The 22863-nt window shown below is 68.7% G+C and carries 21 protein-coding genes; 7 read left to right on the top strand and 14 right to left on the bottom strand.

From position 1 onward, the window contains the following. Nucleotides 1–82 precede the first annotated feature (82 nt). The 4 genes from AC57B8_RS19800 to AC57B8_RS19815 all read right to left on the bottom strand — a co-directional run bounded on the left by AC57B8_RS19800 (nt 83) and on the right by AC57B8_RS19815 (nt 4383). Nucleotides 83–1267 carry an acetyl-CoA C-acyltransferase gene (locus AC57B8_RS19800; RefSeq protein WP_095746933.1) on the bottom strand — a complete coding sequence of 395 codons (1185 nt, stop codon included), beginning with the start codon at nt 1265–1267 and terminating at the stop codon, nt 83–85. A gap of 69 nt (nt 1268–1336) precedes the next feature. Then, entirely contained in the window at nt 1337–3157 is a 1821-nt protein-coding gene (gene aceK / locus AC57B8_RS19805) for a bifunctional isocitrate dehydrogenase kinase/phosphatase (protein WP_062478759.1), read from the bottom strand. Between the two features lie 35 nt (nt 3158–3192). Further along, nucleotides 3193–3927, bottom strand: a complete 735-nt coding sequence (gene can / locus AC57B8_RS19810; protein ID WP_062478745.1) for a carbonate dehydratase — start codon at nt 3925–3927, stop codon at nt 3193–3195. A gap of 12 nt (nt 3928–3939) precedes the next feature. Next, nucleotides 3940–4383, bottom strand: coding sequence for a MerR family transcriptional regulator (locus AC57B8_RS19815; RefSeq protein WP_070062936.1), 444 nt, complete (start codon nt 4381–4383; stop codon nt 3940–3942). Between the two features lie 94 nt (nt 4384–4477). Here AC57B8_RS19815 and AC57B8_RS19820 point away from each other — a divergent pair, with 94 nt between their 5' ends. The 4 genes from AC57B8_RS19820 (at nt 4478) to AC57B8_RS19835 (ending at nt 8750) form a co-directional block, all read left to right on the top strand. Beyond that, nucleotides 4478–5536 carry an MBL fold metallo-hydrolase gene (locus tag AC57B8_RS19820; RefSeq protein WP_062478751.1) on the top strand — a complete coding sequence of 353 codons (1059 nt, stop codon included), beginning with the start codon at nt 4478–4480 and terminating at the stop codon, nt 5534–5536. Between the two features lie 112 nt (nt 5537–5648). Beyond that, nucleotides 5649–6965 carry a leucine-rich repeat-containing protein kinase family protein gene (locus AC57B8_RS19825; protein WP_496480512.1) on the top strand — a complete coding sequence of 439 codons (1317 nt, stop codon included), beginning with the start codon at nt 5649–5651 and terminating at the stop codon, nt 6963–6965. Next, a complete protein-coding gene (locus AC57B8_RS19830; RefSeq protein WP_496480513.1) occupies nt 6962–7891 on the top strand; it encodes a pseudouridine synthase in 930 nt (309 codons plus the stop codon). Before AC57B8_RS19825 ends, AC57B8_RS19830 begins: the two co-directional genes overlap by 4 nt. An 88-nt stretch (nt 7892–7979) precedes the next feature. Further along, nucleotides 7980–8750 carry an SDR family oxidoreductase gene (locus AC57B8_RS19835; protein ID WP_062478757.1) on the top strand — a complete coding sequence of 257 codons (771 nt, stop codon included), beginning with the start codon at nt 7980–7982 and terminating at the stop codon, nt 8748–8750. Nucleotides 8751–8939: 189 nt separating this feature from the next. On the opposite strand, the gene AC57B8_RS19840 is transcribed toward AC57B8_RS19835, so the two are convergent. From AC57B8_RS19840 to glyQ, 6 genes are all read right to left on the bottom strand, one after another. Then, nucleotides 8940–9260: a hypothetical protein gene (locus AC57B8_RS19840; protein WP_496480514.1), complete on the bottom strand. Its 321-nt coding sequence runs from the start codon at nt 9258–9260 to the stop codon at nt 8940–8942. A 295-nt stretch (nt 9261–9555) separates the two neighbouring features. Continuing rightward, on the bottom strand, nt 9556–10527 hold the full coding sequence (locus tag AC57B8_RS19845) for a YgjP-like metallopeptidase domain-containing protein (protein WP_492739005.1): 972 nt from the start codon (nt 10525–10527) through the stop codon (nt 9556–9558). A 27-nt stretch (nt 10528–10554) separates the two neighbouring features. After that, a complete protein-coding gene (locus AC57B8_RS19850; protein ID WP_095947897.1) occupies nt 10555–11334 on the bottom strand; it encodes a lysophospholipid acyltransferase family protein in 780 nt (259 codons plus the stop codon). Beyond that, complete coding sequence (gene gmhB, locus AC57B8_RS19855; protein ID WP_070062939.1) at nt 11334–11912, bottom strand: D-glycero-beta-D-manno-heptose 1,7-bisphosphate 7-phosphatase; 579 nt, start codon at nt 11910–11912, stop codon at nt 11334–11336. The genes AC57B8_RS19850 and gmhB overlap by 1 nt, the downstream gene beginning before the upstream one ends. A gap of 37 nt (nt 11913–11949) precedes the next feature. Beyond that, complete coding sequence (glyS, locus tag AC57B8_RS19860; RefSeq protein ID WP_095947895.1) at nt 11950–14085, bottom strand: glycine--tRNA ligase subunit beta; 2136 nt, start codon at nt 14083–14085, stop codon at nt 11950–11952. Between the two features lie 15 nt (nt 14086–14100). After that, nucleotides 14101–15009: a glycine--tRNA ligase subunit alpha gene (glyQ, locus tag AC57B8_RS19865; RefSeq protein WP_062481784.1), complete on the bottom strand. Its 909-nt coding sequence runs from the start codon at nt 15007–15009 to the stop codon at nt 14101–14103. A gap of 227 nt (nt 15010–15236) precedes the next feature. On the opposite strand from glyQ, the gene AC57B8_RS19870 reads away from it, so the two are divergent. The 3 genes from AC57B8_RS19870 to AC57B8_RS19880 are packed head-to-tail and all read left to right on the top strand — an operon-like array spanning nt 15237 to nt 17877. Continuing rightward, nucleotides 15237–16205 (top strand): diacylglycerol/lipid kinase family protein, encoded by a 969-nt coding sequence (locus tag AC57B8_RS19870; RefSeq protein ID WP_095746940.1) that lies wholly within the window; start codon nt 15237–15239, stop codon nt 16203–16205. Further along, nucleotides 16202–17029: a metallophosphoesterase family protein gene (locus AC57B8_RS19875; RefSeq protein WP_496480515.1), complete on the top strand. Its 828-nt coding sequence runs from the start codon at nt 16202–16204 to the stop codon at nt 17027–17029. The genes AC57B8_RS19870 and AC57B8_RS19875 overlap by 4 nt, the downstream gene beginning before the upstream one ends. Nucleotides 17030–17040: 11 nt before the next feature. Then, entirely contained in the window at nt 17041–17877 is an 837-nt protein-coding gene (locus AC57B8_RS19880; protein ID WP_496480516.1) for a phosphatase PAP2 family protein, read from the top strand. Between the two features lie 7 nt (nt 17878–17884). Here the strand turns inward: AC57B8_RS19880 and AC57B8_RS19885 are convergent, their stop codons facing one another. From AC57B8_RS19885 to AC57B8_RS19900, 4 genes are all read right to left on the bottom strand, one after another. Beyond that, on the bottom strand, nt 17885–18955 hold the full coding sequence (locus tag AC57B8_RS19885) for an asparaginase (protein WP_062481776.1): 1071 nt from the start codon (nt 18953–18955) through the stop codon (nt 17885–17887). A gap of 111 nt (nt 18956–19066) precedes the next feature. Next, on the bottom strand, nt 19067–20314 hold the full coding sequence (gene chrA / locus AC57B8_RS19890) for a chromate efflux transporter (RefSeq protein ID WP_496480517.1): 1248 nt from the start codon (nt 20312–20314) through the stop codon (nt 19067–19069). Between the two features lie 36 nt (nt 20315–20350). Beyond that, nucleotides 20351–21979 carry an apolipoprotein N-acyltransferase gene (gene lnt / locus AC57B8_RS19895; RefSeq protein WP_496480518.1) on the bottom strand — a complete coding sequence of 543 codons (1629 nt, stop codon included), beginning with the start codon at nt 21977–21979 and terminating at the stop codon, nt 20351–20353. Beyond that, entirely contained in the window at nt 21979–22857 is an 879-nt protein-coding gene (locus tag AC57B8_RS19900; RefSeq protein ID WP_062482253.1) for a CorC family transporter, read from the bottom strand. The genes lnt and AC57B8_RS19900 overlap by 1 nt, the downstream gene beginning before the upstream one ends. Between the last annotated feature and the right edge of the window lie 6 nt (nt 22858–22863).

Here is a 22863-nt window from a genome sequence, read left to right on the forward strand (position 1 = left end):
CTGCTCTACGCATGGTTTTGTTTGAACTGTCCGGGGTGGAAACCGGCCGGCGCCCTCTCCCGGGCGCCGGCGGCTCCTGGCGTTATAGCAATTCGAGCGCGACGGCGGTGCCTTCGCCGCCGCCGATGCACAGCGTGGCGACGCCGCGCTTCTTGCCGCGCGCCTTCAGCGCGTGCAGCAGCGTGACCATGATGCGCGCGCCACTGGCGCCGATGGGATGGCCCAGCGCGCAGGCGCCGCCGTTCACGTTGACGATGTCGTGCGACACGTCGAGCTCGTGCATGAGGGCCATGGGCACGACGGCGAAGGCCTCGTTCACTTCCCACAGGTCGACGTCTTTCACGCTCCAGCCGGTCTTGGCGAAGAGCTTCTGCACGGCGCCGACCGGCGCGGTGGAGAACCACTCGGGCTGCTGCGCGTGCGTGGCGTGGCCGACGATGCGCGCCAGCGGCTTGGCGCCGATCTTCTTCGCATGCGACTCGGTCATCATGACCAGCGCGGCGGCGCCGTCGTTGATCGACGAGCTCGAGGCGGCGGTGATGGTGCCGTTTTCTTTCTTGAACGCGGGCTTGAGCGTGGGGATCTTGTCGAGCTTGACCTTGCCCGGGCCTTCGTCGATGGAGATGACGGTGTCGCCGCCGCGGCCCTTCACGGTGACGGGCGTGATCTCGTCCTTGAAGGCGCCCGATTCGGTCGCGGCCTTGGCGCGCTGCACGCTGGCGATGGCGAAGGCGTCCTGCTGCTCGCGCGTGAAGTTGTACTTGGCAGCGCAGTCTTCGCCGAAGGTGCCCATGGAGCGGCCCGGCTGGTAGGCGTCTTCGAGGCCGTCGAGCATCATGTGGTCATAGATCTTGTCGTGGCCCATGCGGTAGCCGCCGCGGCCCTTGAGCATGAGGTAGGGCGCGTTGGTCATGCTTTCCATGCCGCCTGCCACGATGACGTCGTGCGTGCCGGCCAGCAACAGGTCGTGCGCGAGCATCGCGGCCTTCATGGCCGAGCCGCACATCTTGCTGAGCGTGACGGCGCCCGCGCTGTCGGGCAGGCCGCCCTTGTAGGCCGCCTGGCGCGCCGGGGCCTGGCCCTGGCCGGCCATGAGGCAGTTGCCGAACAGCACTTCACCCACGCTCTCGGGCGCGATGCCGGCGCGCTCGACGGCCGCCTTGATGGCCGCGCCGCCCAGGTCGTGCGCGGAGAGGGACGAGAAGTCGCCCTGGAAGCCACCCATGGGGGTGCGGGCGGCGCCGACGATGACGATGGATTCGGACATGGGGGTCTCCTTCAGGAATGTGAAAGTGAAATCAAAGACAAAACGAAAACGGAATCGGGAAACGGGCGGTCAGAAATGCGTCGCATGGCCTTCGTGCTGGAAGCGTTGCGACTCTTCGTACGGGAACACATCGAGCATCTGGCCAGCCTGGATGCGTTCCTTGTGGTGCTGCCAGAAGGCGGCATCGAGCAGGTCGGCGTGGTGCGCCATGAAGGCGGCGCGCACGTCCTTGTTGCCCAGCAGAAAGGGCTCGAAGGTCTCGGGGAACACGTCCTTCGGGCCGACCGAATACCAGACCTCGCCGCTCATCTCGTCTTCTTCGTTGCGCGGCGTGGGCACCTTGCGGAACTTGCAGTCGGTGACGTATTCGATTTCGTCGTAGTCGTAGAACACGACCTTGCCGCCGCGCGTGACGCCGAAGTTCTTCCACAGCATGTCGCCGGGGAAGATGTTGGCGGCCACCATGTCCTTGATGGCGTTGCCGTACTCGATGACCGCATGCTCCAGCTGGTCCTTGGCGCGCCGGGCCTGGGCCGGGCTCTCGGGGTGGGCCAGCGTATCGAAGGCTTCCTGCAGGTAGATGTTCAACGGAATCATGCGGCGCTCGATGTAGACGTGCTTGAGCACGACCTCCATCTCCCCGTTGCCGTCGCGGTCGCCGATCTCGAGCTGGCTGGGCGCGAACTTGCGGATCTCTTCGATGAGCTCGGGCTCGAAGCGGTCGAGCGGAAAGCCCACGTTGCTGTACTCGAGCGTGTCGGCCATGCGGCCCACGCGGTCGTGCTGCTTCACGAGCATGTATTTGCCCTTGATCTGCTCGCGCGTGGTGTCCTTCTGCGGCGGGTAGAAGTCCTTGATGACCTTGAACACGAAGGGGAACGAGGGCAGGTCGAACACCAGCATGACCATGCCCTTGATGCCGGGCGCGATGCGAAAGCGGTCGCTCGAGTAGTTCAGGTGCGACAGGAAGTCGCGGTAGAACAGCGTCTTGCCCTGCTTGGCCAGGCCGAGCGCGTTGTAGATTTCGGCGCGCGGCTTGCGCGGCATGAGCGAGCGCAAAAACTGCACCCAGGCCGAGGGCACTTCCATGTCGACCATGAAGTAGGCGCGCGCAAAGCTGAACAGCATCTGCAGGTCGTCTTCGCCGAACAGCGCCGCGTCGATGTAGAACTTGCCGTGGGTGTCGTGCAGGATGGGCAGCGAGAACGGGATCTCGGTGAAGCCGTTCATGATCTTGCCGACCACGTAGGCGCCCTTGTTCCGGTAGAACAGGCCCGACAGCACCTGCAGCTGGAAATTGGCGCGCAGCTTGACCTGGTGGAAGCGGTTCAGGATGACGTGCGCCACGCGCTCGGCGTCGCGTCGCTTGTTGGCGTAGCTGCCCTGCAGCGCGAAGTCGTCGAGCATCTGCTCGATGATGTCGGGTAGCGTCGCCTGCGAAGGGTAGTACGGCCGGTAGGTGGGTGCGCCGCGCGGCTCGATGTACTCGGTGCTGATGGCCGGGCGCACGAAGATGAAGTCGTTCTGGAAGTAGGCCCGGTGCAGGATCTTCGTGGTGACCGAGTTGAAGAAACTCTCGGCCAGCTCGGGCTGGTGATGGTTCACCAAGAGGCCGATGAAGTGCAGCTTGACCTGGTGCCAGACCTCCATGGGCTGGTCGCCGGCCTTGAACTCTTTTTCGAGCCGGGCCACGGCCTCGTTCACGCGCAGGTCGTAGAACTCGATGCGCTCGCGCTGCGCCCGCTGCTGGCCATGCCAGTCGGCGGTTTCGAAGCGGTGCTTGGCGCGCGCCGATTCGGCCCGGAACAGCCGGTAGTGCCGGTTGAACCCGTCGATCATCGCCTTCGCGATGTCGTAGGCCAGCGGGGAATCGAGGCGCTGCGGGAACATGGCGACAGGACCGGCGATGGCAGCGGCGGGTTCGCTCAGGCGGCTGGCGGGGTCTCGGTGCCTTCGGTGCCGTCGGCACCTGCCTGCGCCGACGGCGAGGCGCCTGCGGGCTTGCTCCACTTGTAGCGGATGCGCTGCACGGCGGCCTTGTAGATGGCGTCGAGCGGCTTGTCGCCCTCGACACTCAGGCCGAGGTCTTGCAGCAGGCCGTCGTGCACGCCGAAGGTCCAGCCGTGGATGCGAACCTTCTGGCCGCGCGCCCAGGCGTCGACCATGACGGTGCTGACGGCCACGTTGACCACCTGCTCGGCCACGTTGAGCTCGCACAGCGCGTCGACGCGCACGTCTTCGGGCAGGCTGTCGAGCATCACGCTGTGGCGGTCGCGCACGTCCTGGATGTGGCGGATCCAGTTGTCGGCCAGGCCGATGCGCTTGCCGCTGAGCGCGGCCTTGACGCCGGCGCAGCCGTAGTGGCCGACCACCATGATGTGCTCGACCTTCAGGTGCTCGACCGCGAACTGGATCGCCGAGAGTGCGTTGAGGTCGGAGTGCACCACGATGTTGGCGACGTTGCGGTGCACGAACACTTCACCCGGCTCCAGGCCGGTGATCTGGTTGGCGGGCACGCGGCTGTCGGAACAGCCGATCCACATATAGCGCGGCGTCTGCTGCTTGACAAGGCCGGTGAAGAAGCCGGGCCGGTCACGCTCCATCTGGGCGGACCAGGCACGGTTGTGGGCAAAGAGGTCGTCGAGGTTGTCGGAGGGCATGGTGGTCTATTGTCAGTGAGTCGTCGTGTCGGGCGTGTTTTCGCCACCTCGGGCGTCCTGGACGGCCTTGGCGGCCTTCTGCGCCCTGGTCAGCGTGGCGCGGCCTTTTTTCTCGTGCTCGCGCACTTCGGCGAGGTTGGCCTGCAGCTCGGCCAGCTGCGCCTCGAGCTGCGCGCGGTGGGCGCCGAGCACGCCCAGGAATTTTTCCAGCTGCGGCACGGTGTCACGCGGGCTGTCGTACATGTCGAGGATGTCTTTCGCCTCGACCAGCGTCAGGCCCAGGCGCTTGGCGCGCAGCGTGAGCGTGAGCCGCGCCCGGTCGCGCGCGCTGTACACGCGCTGCAGGCCGGCCCGCTCCGGCGACAGCAGGCCCATGTCTTCATAGAAGCGGATGGCGCGCGTCGTGAGATCGAACTCCTTGGCGAGCTGGCTGATGGTGAAGGTCTGCGCGGGCATGGGCGGCAAGGGTTGTGGGGGCGACAGCAGGTTGGCGGCGCATTCTCTACAATGATGCCTCAACCCATGACGTTTACGTAAACGTCAATCATACATGAACCTCCTCGAACGCGAACTCCACTACCCCCTGGGCGACACCCTGCCCGCCGCTGGCGAAGCACTGGAAGTCGCGCCCGGCGTGCGCTGGATCCGCATGCGGCTGCCCTTTGCGCTGGACCACATCAACCTCTGGCTGCTGCGCGACACGATCGACGGCGTCGAGGGCTGGACGGTGGTCGACTGCTGCATTGCGCACGACGAGGCCCGCGCGCAGTGGGAGCAGATTTTCGAGACCCAGCTGCAGGGCCTGCCGATCCTGCGCGTGATCGTGACCCACATGCACCCGGACCACATCGGCCTGGCCGACTGGCTGTGCCAGCGCTGGAACGCGCCGCTCTGGATCAGCGCCACCGACTACCACGTGGCGCGCGTGCTGTGCAGCGCCGGCGACACGCTCGCGGGCGGCGACGCGGCGGCCGACTTCTTCGCCTCGCACGGCCTCACCAACCCCGAGTCGATCGCCAAGATCCGCGCGCGCACCAGCTACTACACCAACATGGTGCCCAGCGTGCCCGCCCGCTACGTGCGCATGATGGACGGCGACATCGTCCGCATCGGCGGACGCGACTGGCGCTGCATCAGCGGCTACGGCCACGCGCCCGAGCACATCGCGCTGTACTGCGCCGAGCCGAAGCTGCTGCTGGGCGGCGACATGATGCTGCCGCGCATCTCGACCAACGTGAGCGTGCACGCGGGCGAGCCCGAGGCCAATTCGCTGCGCCTGTTCCTGGACAGCATCGACAAGTTCAAGGCCCTGCCGGCCGACACGCTGGGCCTGCCCTCGCACGGCAAGCCCTTCACCGGCATCCACCGCCGCGTCGACCAGCTGCAGGAGCACCACCGCGACCGCCTGGCCGAGCTGCTCGAAGCCTGCCTCGCGCGCCCGATCACGGCGTCGGAGGGCCTGCCGATCCTGTTCAAGCGCGAGCTCGACCTGCACCAGATCACCTTCGCCATGGGCGAGACCGTGGCCCACCTGCACCTGCTGTGGTTCTCGGGGCAGGTGAAGCGCACGCTCGATGCCGACGGCATCTACCGCTTCGGCGCAGCCTGAGGCCCCCCGGCTTTTCACTTCGCTTCGCTGCGTGTAACTCCACCCCCCGAGAGGGAGGCGCGGCTCGCCTTGGGGCGGCCCGGCGGCGGCCGCATAGACTCTGGGAATGACAATGTCGAACACGCTGGCTGAGCTGCGCGCCGGCCGGCTGGCTGGCGCACGACGACTGGACCTCTCGTGCGGACTCACCGAGTTCCCGCGCGAGATTTTTGCGCTCGCCGACACCCTCGAAACGCTGAACCTCACGGGCAATGCGCTCAGCGCGCTGCCCGACGACCTTGGCCGGCTGCACCGGCTGCGCGTGCTGTTCTGCTCCGACAACCGCTTCACCGAACTGCCGGCCTCCATCGGCCAGTGCCGCCAGCTCGACATCGTGGGCTTCAAGGCCAACCGCATCGCCCACGTGCCCGCCGAGGCGCTGCCGCCCTCGCTGCGCTGGCTGATCCTGACCGACAACGCCATCGAAGAATTGCCCGACACGCTCGGCGACTGCACCCGCATGCAGAAGCTGATGCTGGCCGGCAACCGCCTGCGCGGCCTGCCGCCGTCGGTGGCCCGCTGCCGCCAGCTCGAGCTGCTGCGCCTGTCGGCCAACCGCTTCGAGGCGCTGCCCGACTGGCTGCACACACTGCCGCGCCTGGCCTGGCTGGCCTGCGCGGGCAACCCGTTCGACACCCCGACCGAAGACGCCGCTATCGACGCGCCCACCGTGCCGCACGTCGACTGGCGCGACCTGACGCTCGGCCCGAAGCTCGGCGAAGGCGCCTCGGGCGTGATCCACCGCGCCATGCTGGCCACGCCCGATGGCGCCGCACAGCCCGTGGCCGTCAAGCTGTTCAAGGGCGCCGTCACCAGCGACGGCTGGCCGCACAGCGAGATGGCGGCCTGCATCGCGGCCGGCGCGCACCCGACATTGATCGCCGCACAGGGCCGCATCGACGGCCACCCCGACGGCACCGAAGGCCTAGTGATGGCGCTGGTGCCGCCCTCGTTCCGCACCCTGGCCGGCCCACCGAGCCTGGCCTCGTGCACCCGCGACGTCTATGCCGACGACGCGCGCTGGACGACCGGCACCGCGCTGCGCATCGCGCGCGACATCGCCGCGGCCATGGCGCACCTGCATGCGCGCGGTCTGCTGCATGGCGACCTGTATGCCCACAACATCCTCTGGCATGCGCAGGACGGCGGACGGCTCGGCGATTTCGGCGCGGGCTGGATGACCGGCGCGCTCGACCCGGCACTGGCGAAGGCCCTGCAGGGCGTGGAAATGCGCGCCTTCGGCTGCCTGCTCGAAGAGCTGGCGGAGCGCTGCGACGATGCAGCTTCTTCTCCCTTGACCACGCTCGCGGCGCGCTGCCTGCAGCCCGAAGTGGCGGCGCGGCCGTCGTTCGCCGAGGTGCTGTCGGTGCTGGACGCCGCCGCGCCATGACGCGCCCCCGCTTCCCCGTCCCGATGCCCACGCGCGATGGCGTGAGCCCGAGCTGCGTTTCGCTGCCTTGCGGTCCCTGGCCCACCATCGCCGACTTTCTCGTCGAGCGCTTTCCCGCCATCTCGCGCGAGGCCTGGCTCTCGCGCATCGAAGCGAACGACGTGTGCGACGAGCACGGCGTGCCCATCACCGCCACGCGGCGCTACGAGTCGCCGCTGCGCGTGTACTACTACCGCGCGCTCGACGCCGAGACGCCCATCCCTTTCGAAGAGCTGGTGCTGCACCAGGACGACGACCTCGTGGTGGTCGACAAGCCGCCCTTCGTGCCTGTCACGCCCACCGGCAAGTACGTGCAGCAGAGCCTGCTGGTGCGCCTGAAGCGCAAGCTCGGCCTGGACGACCTCGTGCCGCTGCACCGCATCGACCGCAACACTTCGGGGCTGGTGCTGTTCTCGGTGCGCCGCGAGACGCGCGGCGCCTACCAGGCGATGTTCCCCGAGCGGCGCATCGACAAGCATTACGAAGCCGTCGTGCCGTGGCACGAGGACGTGTCGTCGGTGCCCGCCGTGTACCGCAGCCGACTGGTGGACGACGACCATTTCATGCGGATGCGCGAAGCGCCTGGCGAGCCGAATTCCGAGACCCGCATCGTGCTGCGGGAGGCGCGCGACGGCCATGCGCTGCTGGAACTCTCGCCCGTCACCGGCCGCAAGCACCAGCTGCGGGTGCACTGCCAGGCGCTGGGTTTGCCGATCGTGAACGATCCGTTCTATCCCACGCTGCAGCCCGCGGGGAACGACGACTTCGACAGGCCGCTGCAGCTGCTGGCCCGGTCGCTGGCTTTTGTCGACCCGCTGAGCGGCGCCTTGCGCACCTTCGAGAGCCCGCGCCGGCTGGCGCTGCCTTCTGCTCCTGCTGCCGCCTAGGTGACGCGGCGCGGGCGCGGCGCGGACTAAGCTTTCTCCTGACGGGAATTGAACTTCCTCTCTTCCACCACTCAGGAGACAAACGCACATGGACACCACCCAACTCTTCTCGCTGAAGGGCCGCAGCGCCTTGATCACCGGCGGCTCGCGCGGCATCGGCCGCATGATTGCCGAAGGCTTCCTGGCGCAAGGCGCGCGCGTGTACATCTCGGCGCGCAAGGCGGCGGCTTGCGACCAGACGGCGAAGGAGCTGTCGGCTTTTGGGCATTGCGTGTCGCTGCCGGCGGATGTGTCTACTGTGGAAGGGGCTCAGGCGCTGGTCGATGCTTATGCGAAGCATGAAGGGTCGCTGGACATCCTGGTCAACAACGCGGGGGCTGCCTGGGGGGCGCCTTATGAGGAGTTTCCGGAGAGTGGATGGGACAAGGTCGTCGACCTGAACCTGAAGACGCCCTTCTTCCTGACGAAGGCGCTGACGCCGATGCTCAAGAAGGCGGCTACGGATCATCTGTCGAAGGTGATCAACATTGCTTCTATCGACGGGATTTCTGTGAATCCGCAGGAGACTTATTCGTATGCGGCGAGCAAGGCTGGGTTGATTCAGTTGACGCGGCGGATGGCGCTGCGGTTGGCGCAGGATCGGATCGTGGTGAGTGCGATTGCTCCGGGGGCGTTTGCTTCGGATATGAATAAGGATGCGCGGGATCACGGGGATGAGGTCAAAGGACGGATTCCTGCTGGGCGCATTGGTACGCCTGAGGACATGGCTGGTGCCGCTATCTATCTGGCCTCTCGGGCTGGGGACTATGTGATGGGGTCTACGTTGGTGGTGGACGGTGGGGTTACGCACGCTCGCTAGGTTTTTGGACTGCGTTGTGAGGTTGCTTTCCGGGGCCGGGTCTCGGCCCGGCGGCCGACCTACTTTTCTTTGCTTCGCCAAAGAAACGTAGGCAAAAGAAAGGCGACCCTGCTGTCTGCGTCCCTCCGCTTCGCTTCGGGCAACCTGCGGTGCTCACGTTTCGCGGGGTCTCGCCCAAACTCGCTTCGCTCAAACAAGGGCGAGCCCTGATCCGCGAAACGCTGCGCTCCTCGGCGCATACAGAAGGGATTGGGGAACCCCTCGGGCCATCGCTTCGCTCGGCCAGTGGGCCGCAGCAGGCGCTGCGCGCCTGCTGCGGCTGGGATTGGTAGCGGCGTTGGTTGGAGCGCGAACGCGGGCGCAGGCGCAGGCGCGAGCGAGTGCAGATGTGCCTACGAGCACCAACACCAACACCAACACCAGCACCAGCACCAGCACCAGCACCAGCACCAGCACCAGCACCAGCACCAGCACCAGCACCAGCACGGGCACCAGCACGGGCACGGGCACGGGATTCGGCTGTTGGAAATTCCCGGGCCGAGCAAAGCGACGGCCCGCCCGGTATCAAAGCCCCTCTGGCTGCGCCGAGGAGCGCAGCGTTTCGCGGATCAGGGCTCGCAGCTGTTTGAGCGAAGCGAGTTCTGCGAGACCCCGCGAAACGCGAGCACCGCAGGTTGCCCGCAGCGAAGCGGAGGGACGCAGACAGTGGGGTCGCCTTTTCTTTGCTTACTTTCTTTTGGCGAAGCAAAAGAAAGTGAGTCCGCCGCCGGGCGGAACTCCCGGCCTCGGGAAGCAAAAGAACCCCCTAGCCCCACCGAGGCACAGCCTCATCCTTCAACTGCTGCCTAAGCACCCCATAGTCAGGCACCACGCTTTCAACGGTCTCCCAGAACCGATGCGAGTGATCCATCACCCGCAGATGCGCCAGCTCATGCGCCACAACATAGTCGATCACCGGCAGGCGAAAGTGAATCAACCGCCAGTTCAGTCGAATCGACCCATCCGCACTCGCACTCCCCCACCGCGTAGCCGCATTGGAGAGCGACAGCTTCTGCCATGACACCCCCAGCAGCGGCGCAAAGTGATCCAGCCGTTCGATGAACAGCTTGCGAGCCTGCCGCATCAACCAGGCCTGCGCCGCATCCCGAATCTGCGAGGGCGCCGCGTTCTGCGCCACAGCCAACCGCAAAGTGCGCGGCCCACCGCCTTCCACAGCAGGATCGAGCGTCCCTCCCACACTGGCAAACCCGTGCTTCGGATCCAGTCGAATCACCACAGGCTCCCCCAGAAAAGGAAACTCCGCCCCGTCCTCCCAGGCAATCCGCGTCGCCTCGACCCGCGCATTGCGCTGCTGCGTCTCCGCCAGCTTGCGCAGGATCCAGTCGGCCTTCTCCCGCACCGCCGCATCGACATCCCGCAGCGTGACCCACCGCGGCGCCCGCACCGACAACCCTTCGGCACCGACCAGAAATCCGATCGTCTTGCGCTGCCCGCGTTTGAATTCGTAGGCCACCCGCGCCGACCCCAGAACCACTTCACGCGTGGCCTGCGGATGTGTGAAATTCGCCAGCGTCAGCGTGTCAGCCAACGGCACCGCAGGACGCGGATCAACGGGTCCGACAGGTGAAGGCGCGACAGCCACCACCGGCGCGGGAGCAGCGGGTGGCACAGGCGCTGGCGCCTTCTTTCGCGGCCGCCGCGGCGGCGCAGCAGCAGGCGCCGGCGTGCTCCCCAGCCCCTCGAAGAGGTCCATCGTGAACTGCAGCATTCCCCGCATGTCGGGCCCGGGTCTGAGGGTGGCGCGTCAGCCCGCTTCGCGCGGCAACGTCTGCTGCGGCTGCGCCGGGGTGTCGCTGTAAGCCTCGGGGTCGAGGCGGCGCATCTCGGCCTCGATCCAGGCTTCGACTTCGCGCATCAGCTCGTCGGGCTTGCGGCCCACGCTCGAGATCGCCGGGCCGATCGACACGTCGACCACGCCGGGGCGCTTGATGAAGGCCTTGCGCGGCCAGACCTTGGCCGAGGTGACGGCGATCGGGATCACGGGCACGCCGGTTTCGCAGGCCAGGCGCGTGCCGCCGCTCTTGTAGGTGCCCTTCTGGCCACGCGGAATGCGCGTGCCTTCGGGGAACATGATGATCCAGATGCCCTGCGCGAGCAGCTTGCGGCCCTGGTTCACCACCTTGTTGAACGCCTGCGCGCGCTGGCTCCGGTCGATGTGGATCATGTCCAACCGCGCCATCGCCCAGCCGAAGAACGGCACGTAGATCAGTTCCTTCTTGAAGACGAAGGCCAGCGGATGCGGCATCAGCGTGGGCATGAGGAAAGTCTCGAGCGTGGACTGGTGCTTCACCAGCAGCACCGCGCCGGCGAGTTGGTCGGTCGGCAGGTTTTCCATGCCGGTCACGCGGGTCTTGATGCCCAGCAGCACGCGCGCGCCACCGATGGCCCAGCTGAGCCATTGCTCGGCCATCCAGTACAGCGGAATGCCACGCTTCCAGAGCGAGCTGACGCACATGATGATGCCCCAGGGCACCACGGTGACAAGCATCCACAGGGCGTGGAGAACGGAACGGAGAAACGCCATCAGACAGCCACCTGCAGTGCAGCCCGCGCTTCGCGCGCGAGCAAAAAGTCGACAAAGGCGGCGAGGTCTTCATGCACCCTCGTGTCCGCCGGATATTCGGGAGGCAGCGGGTGAACCCCGCGGCAGGCCGCGCCCATGCCCGTGAGCAGGAGGTGCGGTTCGCAGCCGGCCGCGGCGCCGGCCTGCAGGTCGCGCAGGCTGTCGCCCGCCGTCGGTACGCCCTTCAGGTCGATGCCAAAGCGGTCGCCGATCTGAAGGAACAGCCCTTCCTTGGGCTTGCGGCAGTCGCAGCCTTCGTCGGGGCTGTGCGGGCAATAGAACACCGCATCGACCTTGCCGCCCACGGCCGCGAGCATCTTGTGCATCTTGGCGTGCATGGCGTTGAGCGAGGCCATGTCGAACAGCCCGCGGCCCAGGCCCGACTGGTTCGACGCCACCACCACGTGCCAGCCCGCATGGTTCAGGCGTGCCACGGCCTCGAGCGCACCGGGCAGCGGCGTCCACTCGATGTCGCTCTTGACGAAATCTTCGCGGTGCACGTTGATCGTGCCGTTGCGGTCGAGGATGACGAGCTTCATGGCGGAACCGCTCCTGGTGGAGGGATGGGGCACGGGGTCAGACAGCCAGCCGCTCGAGCTGCGCCACGCGGTTCATCGCGCTGTGCAGCGACATCAGCAGGCCCAGGCGGTTCAGCCGCAGGTCGGCCTGCTCGGCGTTCACCATCACGTCCGTGAAGAACGCATCGACCGGTTCGCGCAGCGCGGCCAGCGTCTGCAGCGAGCCGGTGTAGTCGCCCGCGTCGAACTGGGCGTTGGCGGCGGGCACGACCTGCGCCATGGCGGCGTGCAGCGCCTTCTCGGCGGGCTCCTGCAGCAGCAGCTCGCTGACGTGCGCGTCGGCTTCGGGCGCCTTCTTCAGGATGTTGCCGATGCGCTTGTTGGCGGCGGCCAGCGCGGCGGCGGCGGGCAGGGCGGCAAAGGCGCGCACGGCCGCCAGCAGCTTGGGCACTTCGCCCAGGCGCTGCGGCAGCGGGGCCAGCACGGCATCGACTTCCTGCGCGCTGGCGCCCTGCTCGCGCAGGCTGCCGGCGAGGCGGTCGAGGATGAAGTCGCGCAGCTCGACCGTGGCCTTGCTGCTGTCGAAACCGTCGATGGCGCTGAACTGCGCAGCGGCGTCCTGCAGCAGGGCGTCGAGCCCCAGCGCGAGGTCTTTCTCGATCAGCATGCGGATCACGCCCAGCGCGTGGCGGCGCAGCGCGAACGGGTCGCGGTCGCCGGTGGGCAGGTTGCCGATGCCGAACATGCCGACCAGCGTCTCGAGCTTGTCGGCCAGCGCGACCACGAGGCCCACGCTGTTGCGCGGCAGCTCGTCGCCGGCGAAGCGCGGCTTGTAGTGATCTTCGATGGCATCGGCCACCGCGGCATCGAGGCCGTCGTGCAGCGCGTAGTAGCGGCCCATGGTGCCCTGCAGCTCGGGGAACTCGCCGACCATGTCGGTCACGAGGTCGGCCTTGGCCAGTTGCGCGGCCTGGGTGGCCTGCGCGGCGAGCGTCGCGTCGCCGAGTTTTTCGGCAATGCCGCGCGCGATGTGCATCACGCGCTGCACGCGTTCGCCCTGCGTGCCGAGCTTGTTGTGATAGACCACCTTGCCCAGCGACTCGACGCGCGAGGCCAGCGATTTCTTGCGGTCCTGGTCGAAGAAGAACTTGGCGTCGGCCAGGCGCGGGCGCACCACGCGCTCGTTGCCGCCGGTCACGGCGCTCGCGTCGTCGGGGCTGATGTTGCTGACGACGAGGAACTTGTTGGTGAGCTTGGCTTGCGCGTCGAGCAGCGGGAAGTACTTCTGGTTGGCCTTCATCGTGAGGATGAGGCACTCCTGCGGCACTTCGAGGAACTCGCGCTCGAAGCTGCAGACCAGCACGTTGGGGCGCTCGACCAGCGCCGTGACTTCGTCGAGCAGCGCGTCGTCGTGGATCGGCACGGAGCCGCCACCCACCGTCACGGCGGCGGCCGCGAGCTGGCGTGCGATTTCGGCGCGGCGCGCTTCAAAGCTGGCGATGACGGCGCCGTCGTCCTGCAGCTGCAGGGCGTAGCTGTTGGCATCACGCAGCACCACGGGGTCGACCGCTGCCTCGAAGCGGTGGCCGTGCGTCTCGCGGCCGGCCTTCAGGCCCAGCGCCTCGATGGGCACCACGGTGTCGGCATGCAATGCCACGAGGCCGTGCGCGGGGCGCACGAAGCTCACGCTGCTCCAGCCGGGCAGCTCGCAGCCGCTTTCGAGCTGGTAGCTCATGACCTTGGGGATCGGCAGCTTGGCGATGGCTTCGGCCAGGGCCTTCTGCAGGCCTTCGGCCAGCGTGGCGCCCTTGGCGGTGCTTTCGTAGAACAGGGCTTCCGCCTTGCCGTCCATGGCGCGCTTGAGGCCCGGCACGGCCGAGGCATCGGCGCCGAGCGCGGCCAGGCGCTTGAGCAGCGCGGGCGTGGGCTGGCCCGAGGCGTCGAGCCCCACGGCCACGGGCATGAGCTTTTGCGACACGGCCTTGTCGGCGGCGCGCTCGGCCACGTGCGTGAGGTGCGCGGCCAGGCGGCGCGGCGACGCGTAGGGCGTGAGCACCGAGCCGGCCTCGGCCAGGCCTTGGGCCACGAGCTGGTCGCGCAGCACGCCCGCGAAAGCCTCGCCGAGCTTCTTCAGCGCCTTCGGCGGCAGCTCTTCGACAAACAGTTCAACCAGCAGGGAGTTCTTGTTGTTCATGGGGGTCGTCATCGCTCAGGCGGCTTTCTTCGGGGGCATCTGCGCCACCCACTCGCGCGGGGCCATCGGGAAGCCCAGGCGTTCGCGGCTGTCGTAGTAGCTCTGCGCCACGCTGCGCGCGAGGTTGCGGATGCGGCCGATGTAGGCCGCGCGCTCGGTCACGCTGATCGCGCCGCGCGCGTCCAGCAGGTTGAAGCTGTGCGCAGCCTTGAGCACCTGCTCGTAGGCCGGCAGCGCGAGCTGCTCGGTCATGAGGTGCTTGGCCTGCTTCTCGTGCGCGGCGAAGGCGGTGAAGAGGAACTCGGCGTCGCTGTGCTCGAAGTTGTAGGTCGACTGCTCGACCTCGTTCTGCTTGTAGACGTCGCCGTAGCTCAGGCCGTCGGTCCAGGTCAGGTTGTAGACGTTGTCCACGCCCTGCAGGTACATGGCCAGGCGCTCCAGGCCGTAGGTGATCTCGCCGGTGATGGGCTTGCAGTCGATGCCGCCGACCTGCTGGAAGTAGGTGAACTGCGTCACTTCCATGCCGTTGAGCCAGACCTCCCAGCCCAGGCCCCAGGCGCCGAGCGTGGGGTTCTCCCAGTCGTCTTCCACGAAACGGATGTCGTTCTTCTTCAGGTCGAAGCCCAGGGCCTCGAGGCTGCCGAGGTAGAGCTCGAGGATGTTGCTGGGCGCGGGCTTGAGCACGACCTGGTACTGGTAGTAGTGCTGCAGGCGGTTGGGGTTCTCGCCGTAGCGGCCGTCCTTGGGGCGGCGGCTGGGCTGCACGTAGGCGGCCTTCCAGGGCTCGGGGCCGAGCGCGCGCAGGAAGGTGGCGGTGTGCGAGGTGCCCGCGCCCACTTCCATGTCGTACGGTTGCAGCAGCGCACAGCCCTTGTCGGCCCAGTACGACTGCAGTTTGAGAATGATTTGCTGGAAGGTCAACATGAAGCTGGCCGGCGTCGGGGGCCGGACATTGGACGGGACGGTGGCGCGGCACACGCCGCGAAAGGCGACGATTTTACGTTCGCGGGAGGGCATCTCTCCCACAGCCGCTCGGGATGCCGGCTGCCGCGACAGCCCGCACGGCTGTGGGACAAAGCCCGGCCCCGCACGCTTTTTTGCGTTTCCCGCCGCTTTCGGCACTTTCCTGTGCTTTCCCCCTCTCTCACTGCATGGCATCGCCCCACATCGGCCCCGACACCCCGTTTTTCATCGTGCTCAATGCCGGCTCCGGCAGCGAAGACGCCGCGCAGGCCCGGCAGGTCATCGACGACGCCTTTGCCGCGGACGGCCGCCGGCACCGCGTGTTCCTCGTGGACGGCCCCGGCCGCGTGCAGGCGCTGGCGCGCGAAGCGGTCGAACGGGCCCGGGCCGTGGGCGGCGTGGTGGTGGCCGCTGGCGGCGACGGCACCATCAACGCCGTGGCCCAGGCCACGCTGGGCAGCGGCTGCCCTTTCGGCGTGCTGCCGCAGGGCACCTTCAACTACTTCAGCCGCACCCACGGCATCCCGCGCGACACGGCGCAGGCGCTGCAGGTGCTGCTCACGCAGCAGCCCCGGGCGGTGCAAGTGGGGCTGGTGAACGACCGCGTGTTCCTGGTCAACGCCAGCATGGGCCTGTATGCCGACCTGCTGGAGGAGCGCGAGAGCCACAAGGCGCGCTTCGGCCGCCACCGCTGGATCGCCTTCTACTCGGGCCTGCTGACGGTGCTGCGCGGGCGCCATCGCCACTGGCAGTTGCGCATCGCCTCGCACGGCCACGAGCGCGACATCCGCACGCCCACGCTGTTCGTGGGCAACAACCCGTTGCAGCTGATGCAGGCGGGCGTCGACCACGCCGAGGCGCCCGAGCAGGGCCGGCTGACCGCGGTGGCGCTCAAGCCGGTCGGCCTGCTGGCGATGCCGGGGCTGCTGGTGCGCGGTGCGCTCGGGCGGCTGGGCGACGCCGACGAGGTGCTGAGCTTTCCCTTCGAGTCGATGACGGTGAAGGCCGGCCGGCTGCGCACGCCGCGCCGCGTGAAGATCGCCACCGACGGCGAGATCGACTGGGTCGACATGCCCTTGCTGTTCCGCGTGGCGCCCGACCCGCTGTGGCTGGTGCGGCCCGACAGCGCGCCCGAGTTGGAGGCGGCACGGCCATGAGCTGCCTGCTGCAAGTGTCCGACCCGCACTTCGGCACCGAGCAGCCCGAGGTGCTGCAGGCGCTCGAACGCCTGGCGCACGCGCTCGCGCCGCAGGCGGTGCTGCTGTCGGGCGACATCACGCAGCGCGCCACGCGCCGCCAGTTCGCGGCGGCGCGCGCCTTTGCCGAGCGGCTCGCGGCGCCGGTGGTCGCGATTCCGGGCAACCACGACATCCCGCTGTTCCAGCTGGCGGCGCGCGTCTTCTCGCCCTACGGCCGCTACACCGAGGTCTTCGGCGCCGACCTGGAGCCGGTGTTCGCCTGCGACGACTGGCTGGTGGTCACGGTCAACACGACGCGCTGGTACCGGCACGAGGACGGCGAGGTGTCGCCCGCTCAGGTCGAGCGCGTGGCGGCGCGACTGGCACAGGCTTCGCCCCGGCAGGTGCGCGTGGTCGTGACGCACCAGCCGGTGCTGGTGACGCGGCCCGAAGACCGGCAGAACCGACTGCACGGGCGCGCGGCGGCGGTGGCGCGCTGGACAGAGTCGGGCGCCGACCTGATCGTCGGCGGCCACATCCACCTGCCTTTCGTGCGCCCGCTGGACGAGCGCTTTCCGGGCTGCCCGCCCACGGCCTGGGCGGTGCAGGCCGGCACCGCCGTGTCGACGCGCGTGCGCTGGGACGCGCCGAACTCGGTGAACGTGCTGCGCGCGGAGGCGTCCGGCGACGGCGCGCAGCGCGTGTGCGTGGTCGAGCGCTGGGACCATTCGGCGACAGACAAAGCCTTCACGCGCGTCGACCTATTGCGGCTTCCGCTTGCCAGCCGCGCGACGGCCCCTTAGGGTTGCGCCGCATGCCTCCTGCGGACACCCTTCTTCTTTCTTCTTCAGCCCCCTTGGTTCTTCTTGCACAACAGCTGGGCGAACACGCCCTGGCCTGGTTCGCGCTTGCGCTGGTCGTGTCGGTGCTCGGCGCCGGCCTCGCCTGCCGGATGCTGCAACGGCGTCATCCTTTGCCCGACACGGGCGAGCCTGACGAATCGCGCCTGGCGCTCGGCCTGGGGCTGGGCTTCGTACTGATCCTCGCGGCGGCTTTTCTGGTTGCATGGATCGCCTCGCACCTGGGCGACGGCCGCACCATGGGCCGCGCCGACCAGGCGCTGGCCGACGCCATCGCCGCCCACGTGCCGTGGGGCGCGCTCGTGAGCTTCAGCTGGCTCACGCACCTGGGCGACGCGCAGCTGCTCGCGCCCGTGTGCGGGCTGGTCGCGCTGCTGCTGTGGCGCAACGCGCATCGTGGGCTGGCGCTGGGCTGGGTGACCGCGCTCGGCGGCATCGTGGTGCTGAACCCCGCGCTCAAGCACATCTTTGCGCGGGCCCGGCCGGTGCACGACCACGGGCTGGCGCTGGAAACGAGCTTCAGCTTTCCCAGCGGCCACAGCGCAGGCGCGATCGTGAGCTACGGGATGCTGCTGTACCTGGCGCTGCGGCTGCTGCCGGCGCGCTGGCATGTGCCGGCCGCCATGGCCGCGGTGGCGGCCATCGTCACCATCGCCTGCAGCCGGATCTTCCTTCAGGTGCACTTCGCGAGCGATGTCGCGGCCGGCCTGCTGACCGGCCTGGGCTGGCTGCTGGTGTGCGTGAGCAGCCTGGAATACGCGCGGCACCGCAAGCGCCGCACCGCGCGCTGACCGTCGATCAGTATTCCCAGAAGATGCGCTGAAGCTCTTTGGTGTTGTTGGTCTTCGTGAGGGCCACCATCGCCAGGATGCGCGCCTTCTGCGGGCGCAGGTCGTGCGCCACCACCCAGTCGTACTTGTCGTCGGGCTGCTCGGCGTTGCGGATCACGAAGCCGTCGGGCACGCGCGAGCTGCGAATGACGATCACGCCGTCGGTGCGAGCCTTCTGCAGGTTCGGCACGATGCGGTCGGCCACCGAACCATTGCCCGTGCCGCCGTGGATCAGCGCCTTGGCGCCGCTCTTGGCGATCGCGTCGATGGCCACCGACGACACGCCTTCGTAGCCCATCGCGATCTCGACCGGCGGCAGCGCGGTGATGGTGTCGATGTTGAACTCCGAGTTCGTGGTGTGGCGCTTGACCGGCGCGCGGAACCAGTAGTTCTTGCCCTCGACGATCATGCCCAGCGGACCCCACTGGCTGGAGAACGCGCTGGTCTTGATGTTGACGTTCTTGCTCACGTCGCGGCCGGTGTCGATGTTGTCGCCCATCGTCACCAGCACGCCCTTGCCCATCGCGTCCTTGCTGCCCGCCACGTTCACGGCGTCGTACAGGTTGAGCGCGCCGTCGGCCGACAGGGCCGTGCCCGGGCGCATCGAGCCGACCACGACGATCGGCTTGTTGGTGTGCACGGTGAGCGTCAGGAAGTAGGCGGTTTCTTCCAGCGTGTCGGTGCCGTGGGTGATGACGATGCCATCGACGTCCGACTGCTTGGACAGCGCCGAGACGCGCTTGGCCAGCGTCATCAGGTTGTCGTTGGTGAGGCTTTCCGATGCGACCTGGAACACCTGCTCGCCGCGCACGTTGGCGACCTTGGCCAGCTCGGGCAGGCCGGCGATCAGCTTCTCGACGCCGACCTTGGCGGCCGCGTAGGTCGCGCTGTTGACGGCCGATGCGCCGGCACCGGCGATGGTGCCGCCGGTCGCCAGGATCACCACGTTGGGCAGCGCCTGCTGGGCCTGCGCGAGCGCGCTGGCCGCGAGCAGTGCGGCACCGGCCGCAAAGGCACGGAAATGGGTAGAAAAGTACATACGGGCTCCTTGGTTTGAGGATGATTTCTCGAGGCGGCGAGGAAGATACATGAACCATGCCCGCATGCCATGCCGCTGCATGCCGGCATGGCATGCGGTCATGCGCCGGCCTTAGAGGGCCAGCAGCCAGCCCGCCACCGCCGCCAGCCCGACGACCCACACCGGCGACAGGCGCGCGTAGACCAGCAAGCCGAACGCCGCCAGCGCCAGCCCGAAATCGGCCTTCGAGTGGATCGCGCTCGTCCACACCGGGTCGTAGAGCGCGGCGAGCAGCACGCCGACAACCGCCGCGTTGACGCCCGCCATCGCGCGCTGGACCGCGTCGCGCTGGCGCAGCGTCTCCCAGAACGGCAGCGCACCCACCACCAGCAGGAAGGCCGGCAGGAAGATGGCCAGCAGCAGCGCCAAGCCGCCCACCCAGCCACCGAACGGCCCCAGCATGGCGGCGCCGAGGAAGGCCGCGAAGGTGAACAAGGGCCCCGGCACGGCCTGCGCTGCGCCGTAGCCCGCCAGGAACACGTCGTTCGAGACCAGGCCCGTCGGCACCACACCCGCCTGCAGCAAGGGCAGCACGACGTGCCCACCGCCGAACACCAGCGCGCCCGACCGGTAGAAGGACGCGATGACGGACAGCGGCGGCCACTGCGTCGCCGCAGCCAGCATCGGCAGGGCGACGAGCAGCGCGGCGAACAGGCCCAGCAGCGCGGCGCCGGTCGCCTTGCTCACGCCGTGGTCGCGGTGCTGCGCGGCGGGCAGGTGGCCGGACGGCAGCGCCCACCGGCCGACGACGCCCCCGGCGACGATGGCGACGATCTGCCCCATGGCCGAGGGCACCGCGAGCACCAGCAGCGCCGCGGCGATGGCCACGCCCGCACGCAGCCGGTCGGGGCACAGCGACTTCGCCATGCCCCACACCGCCTGCGCGATGACGGCCACCGCGACGACCTTCAGCCCGTGCACCGCGCCCGATTGGGCCAGCCCCGCCCACTGCGTGACGCCGGCCGCAAAGAGGATGAGCGCCACGGCGGACGGCAGCGTGAAGCCGAGCCACGCCGCCAGCGCCCCGCCCCACCCCGCGCGGCCGAGCCCCAGCGCGATGCCGACCTGGCTGCTTGCGGGCCCGGGCAGGAACTGGCACAGCGCCACGAGGTCGGAATAGCGCTTGTCGTCGAGCCACTTGCGGCGCTCCACGAACTCCGTGCGGAAGTAGCCCAGGTGCGCCACCGGTCCGCCGAAGGAGGTCAGGCCGAGCTTCAGGAAAGCGAGAAAGACTTCGAGCACCGAGCCCCTGGCGCGAAGGTCGCCTGCGCCATCAACAGCGGATGGCGCGGCGGGCTTGGGGCGGTGGTGGTGCTTCATGAACGACGACGTCGAATGTGCATCCGCCGGTGCGGCTCAGCCCTGGTTGCGCCCGGGCCGGAGGACGACAGCGCCGAGCGCGACGATCGCCAGCGCCGCGATCCACAGCGGCCACAGGCCGAAGGGTGCGACCCAGCGCGCGAAGGGCGTGAGCCCGCGCCGGCCCTCGACCGGCGCTTCGAGCACGCCGCGCGTGAGACGCGGCAGCTGGTGCGTGACGCGGCCCGCGGCGTCGATCACCACGGTGGCGCCAGTGTTGGTGGACCGCACCATCGGCCGCGCGAACTCGAGCGCGCGCATGCGCGAGATGGCCAGGTGCTGGTCGATGGCGACCGAGTCACCGAACCAGGCGATGTTGCTGACGTTGAGCAGGACGGTCGGCGCCGTGGCCTCGTCGCGGAAGTTCGCGCCGATCTCGTCGCCGAACAAGTCTTCGTAGCAGATGTTGGGCGCGATGCGCTGGCCCTGCCAGACGAAGGGCGCCTGTGCCAGCCCGCCGCGCTCGAAGTCGCCCAGCGGGATGCTCATCATGCGGATGAACCAGCGAAAGCCCGACGGAATGAATTCGCCGAAGGGCACGAGGTGGTGCTTGCTGTAGGCGTAGGGCTGCGCCGCGCCACCGGGCATGAAGCCGAGCACGGCGTTGCGGTAGGTGCCCGGCCCGTCGCCGAGCGGTAGGCCGACGATGGCGGCCTGCTGCGAGCCCGGCTGGCCGTAGCGTTCCTGGATGCTGTCGAGGTAGCCGGCGGGCAGCTGGCGCGGCAGCAGCGGCAGCGCCGTTTCGGGCGTGACCACGAGCTGGGCCTTGGCGTCGCGCAGCTGTTCGGCGTACCAGCGCAGCGCGGTTTCGATGCCGCCGCCGGGAATGAATTTCTCGTCCTGCGGGATGTTGCCCTGCAGCAGTGCGACCTGCAGCGTGCCGGCAGTGCCCTGCGCGCCGCGCGCATCGGCAGGCAGCGGCGAGACAACGTTGGGCAGCACGAAGACCGCGGCGAGCAGCACGGCGGCCAGCGCCGTCGGCGCCACGCCGCGCAGCGGCAGGCGTCGCGCGACCAGCGCCACGGCCAGTGCCGCCGCGGCGCCGATGCCGTACACGCCGACCCACGGCGCCAGCGCGGCCAGCGGGCCGTCAACATGGGCGTAGCCGCCCGCGCCCCAGGGAAAGCCGGTGAACCAGCTGCCGCGCACGAGCTCGGCCAGCGTCCACAGCGCCGCGAACACGAAGGCACCCGCGACGCGCCCTGCCGGCCCGCGCACCACGAACCAGGCGCAGGCCACGGCGTAGTAGAGCCCGAGCGCCGCCGCCAGCGCGAGCACGGCGATCACCGCCAGCGGCGCCGGCAGCCCGCCGTAGGTGTGCATCGAGATGAAGAGCCACCAGAAGCTGCCGGTGAGCCAGGCGGTCGCGAACACCCAGCCGTGCAGGCCGGCGCGGCGCCAGCCCGCGCCTTGGGCGCGCAGGCCGTCGAGCAGCCAGACCAGCCCCGCCAGCGACAGCAGCTGCAGCCACCACAGCGGACGGCCGTCGCCCGGCCATGCGATGGACAGGGCCTGCGCCACGCCCGCCAGGCCGAAGCCGAGCAGGCGAAGCAGCCCGGAGGCGGCGGAGGAAGGGGGAGAGGTGGGCGAGACGCGGGCCGGGGCCGCTGCTGCAGGCGCCGGCATCAGTCGGCCGCGTCGCCGCCGCGCGCCGGCGACACCCGGAACCAGCGCACCGCGCCGCCCTTGGTGTGCAGCACGACGAAGTCGAAGCCGCCGATGGCGTGGTGCTCGCCGCGCTTGGGCACGTGGCCCATCTCGTGCGCGATGAGTCCGCCGATGGTGTCGAAGTCTTCGCTCAGCTGTTCTTCGTTGAAGACGATGCCGAAGGCCTCGGCCACGCGCTCGATGGGTGTGTCGCCCGAGACGCGGTAGGTGTGGTCGGCCAGGCCGAAGATGTCGCCCTCGTCTTCGGCGATGTCGAACTCGTCCTCGATCTCGCCGACGATCTGCTCGAGCACGTCCTCGATGGTGATGAGGCCGGCCACGCGGCCGAACTCGTCGATGACGATGGCCAGGTGGTTGCGGTTGCCGCGGAACTCGCGCAGCAGGTCGTTCAGGCCCTTGCTCTCGGGCACGAAGGTGGCCGGGCGCAGCAAGGCGCGGATGTTCAGGCCCGGCGCGCGCTGCAGCTTGAGCAGGTCCTTCGCGAGCAGGATGCCGATGATGTTTTCTTTTTCGCCCTCGTAGACCGGAAAGCGCGAGTGCGCGGTCTGGATCACGGCGTGCAGCAGCGCGTCGAAGGGCGCGTCGATGTTCACGAGGTCCATGCGCGGCGCCGCGACCATCACGTCACCGGCCGTCATGTCGGCCATGCGCAGCACGCCTTCGAGCATCACGCGCGATTCGGCGCCGATCACCTCGTTGTCCTCGGCATCGGCGAGGGTTTCGATCAGCTCGTCGCGCGAATCGGGGCCGGGGTGGATGAATTCGGCGAGCTTCTGGAGAAAGCCACGCTTGTCTTCCCGTTCAACGGGAGCGCGTTCAGGGTGAGGGTCGGCCACTGCGGG

This window comes from Variovorax sp. BGA-UO-ETr-C22 (genome assembly GCF_059567965.1).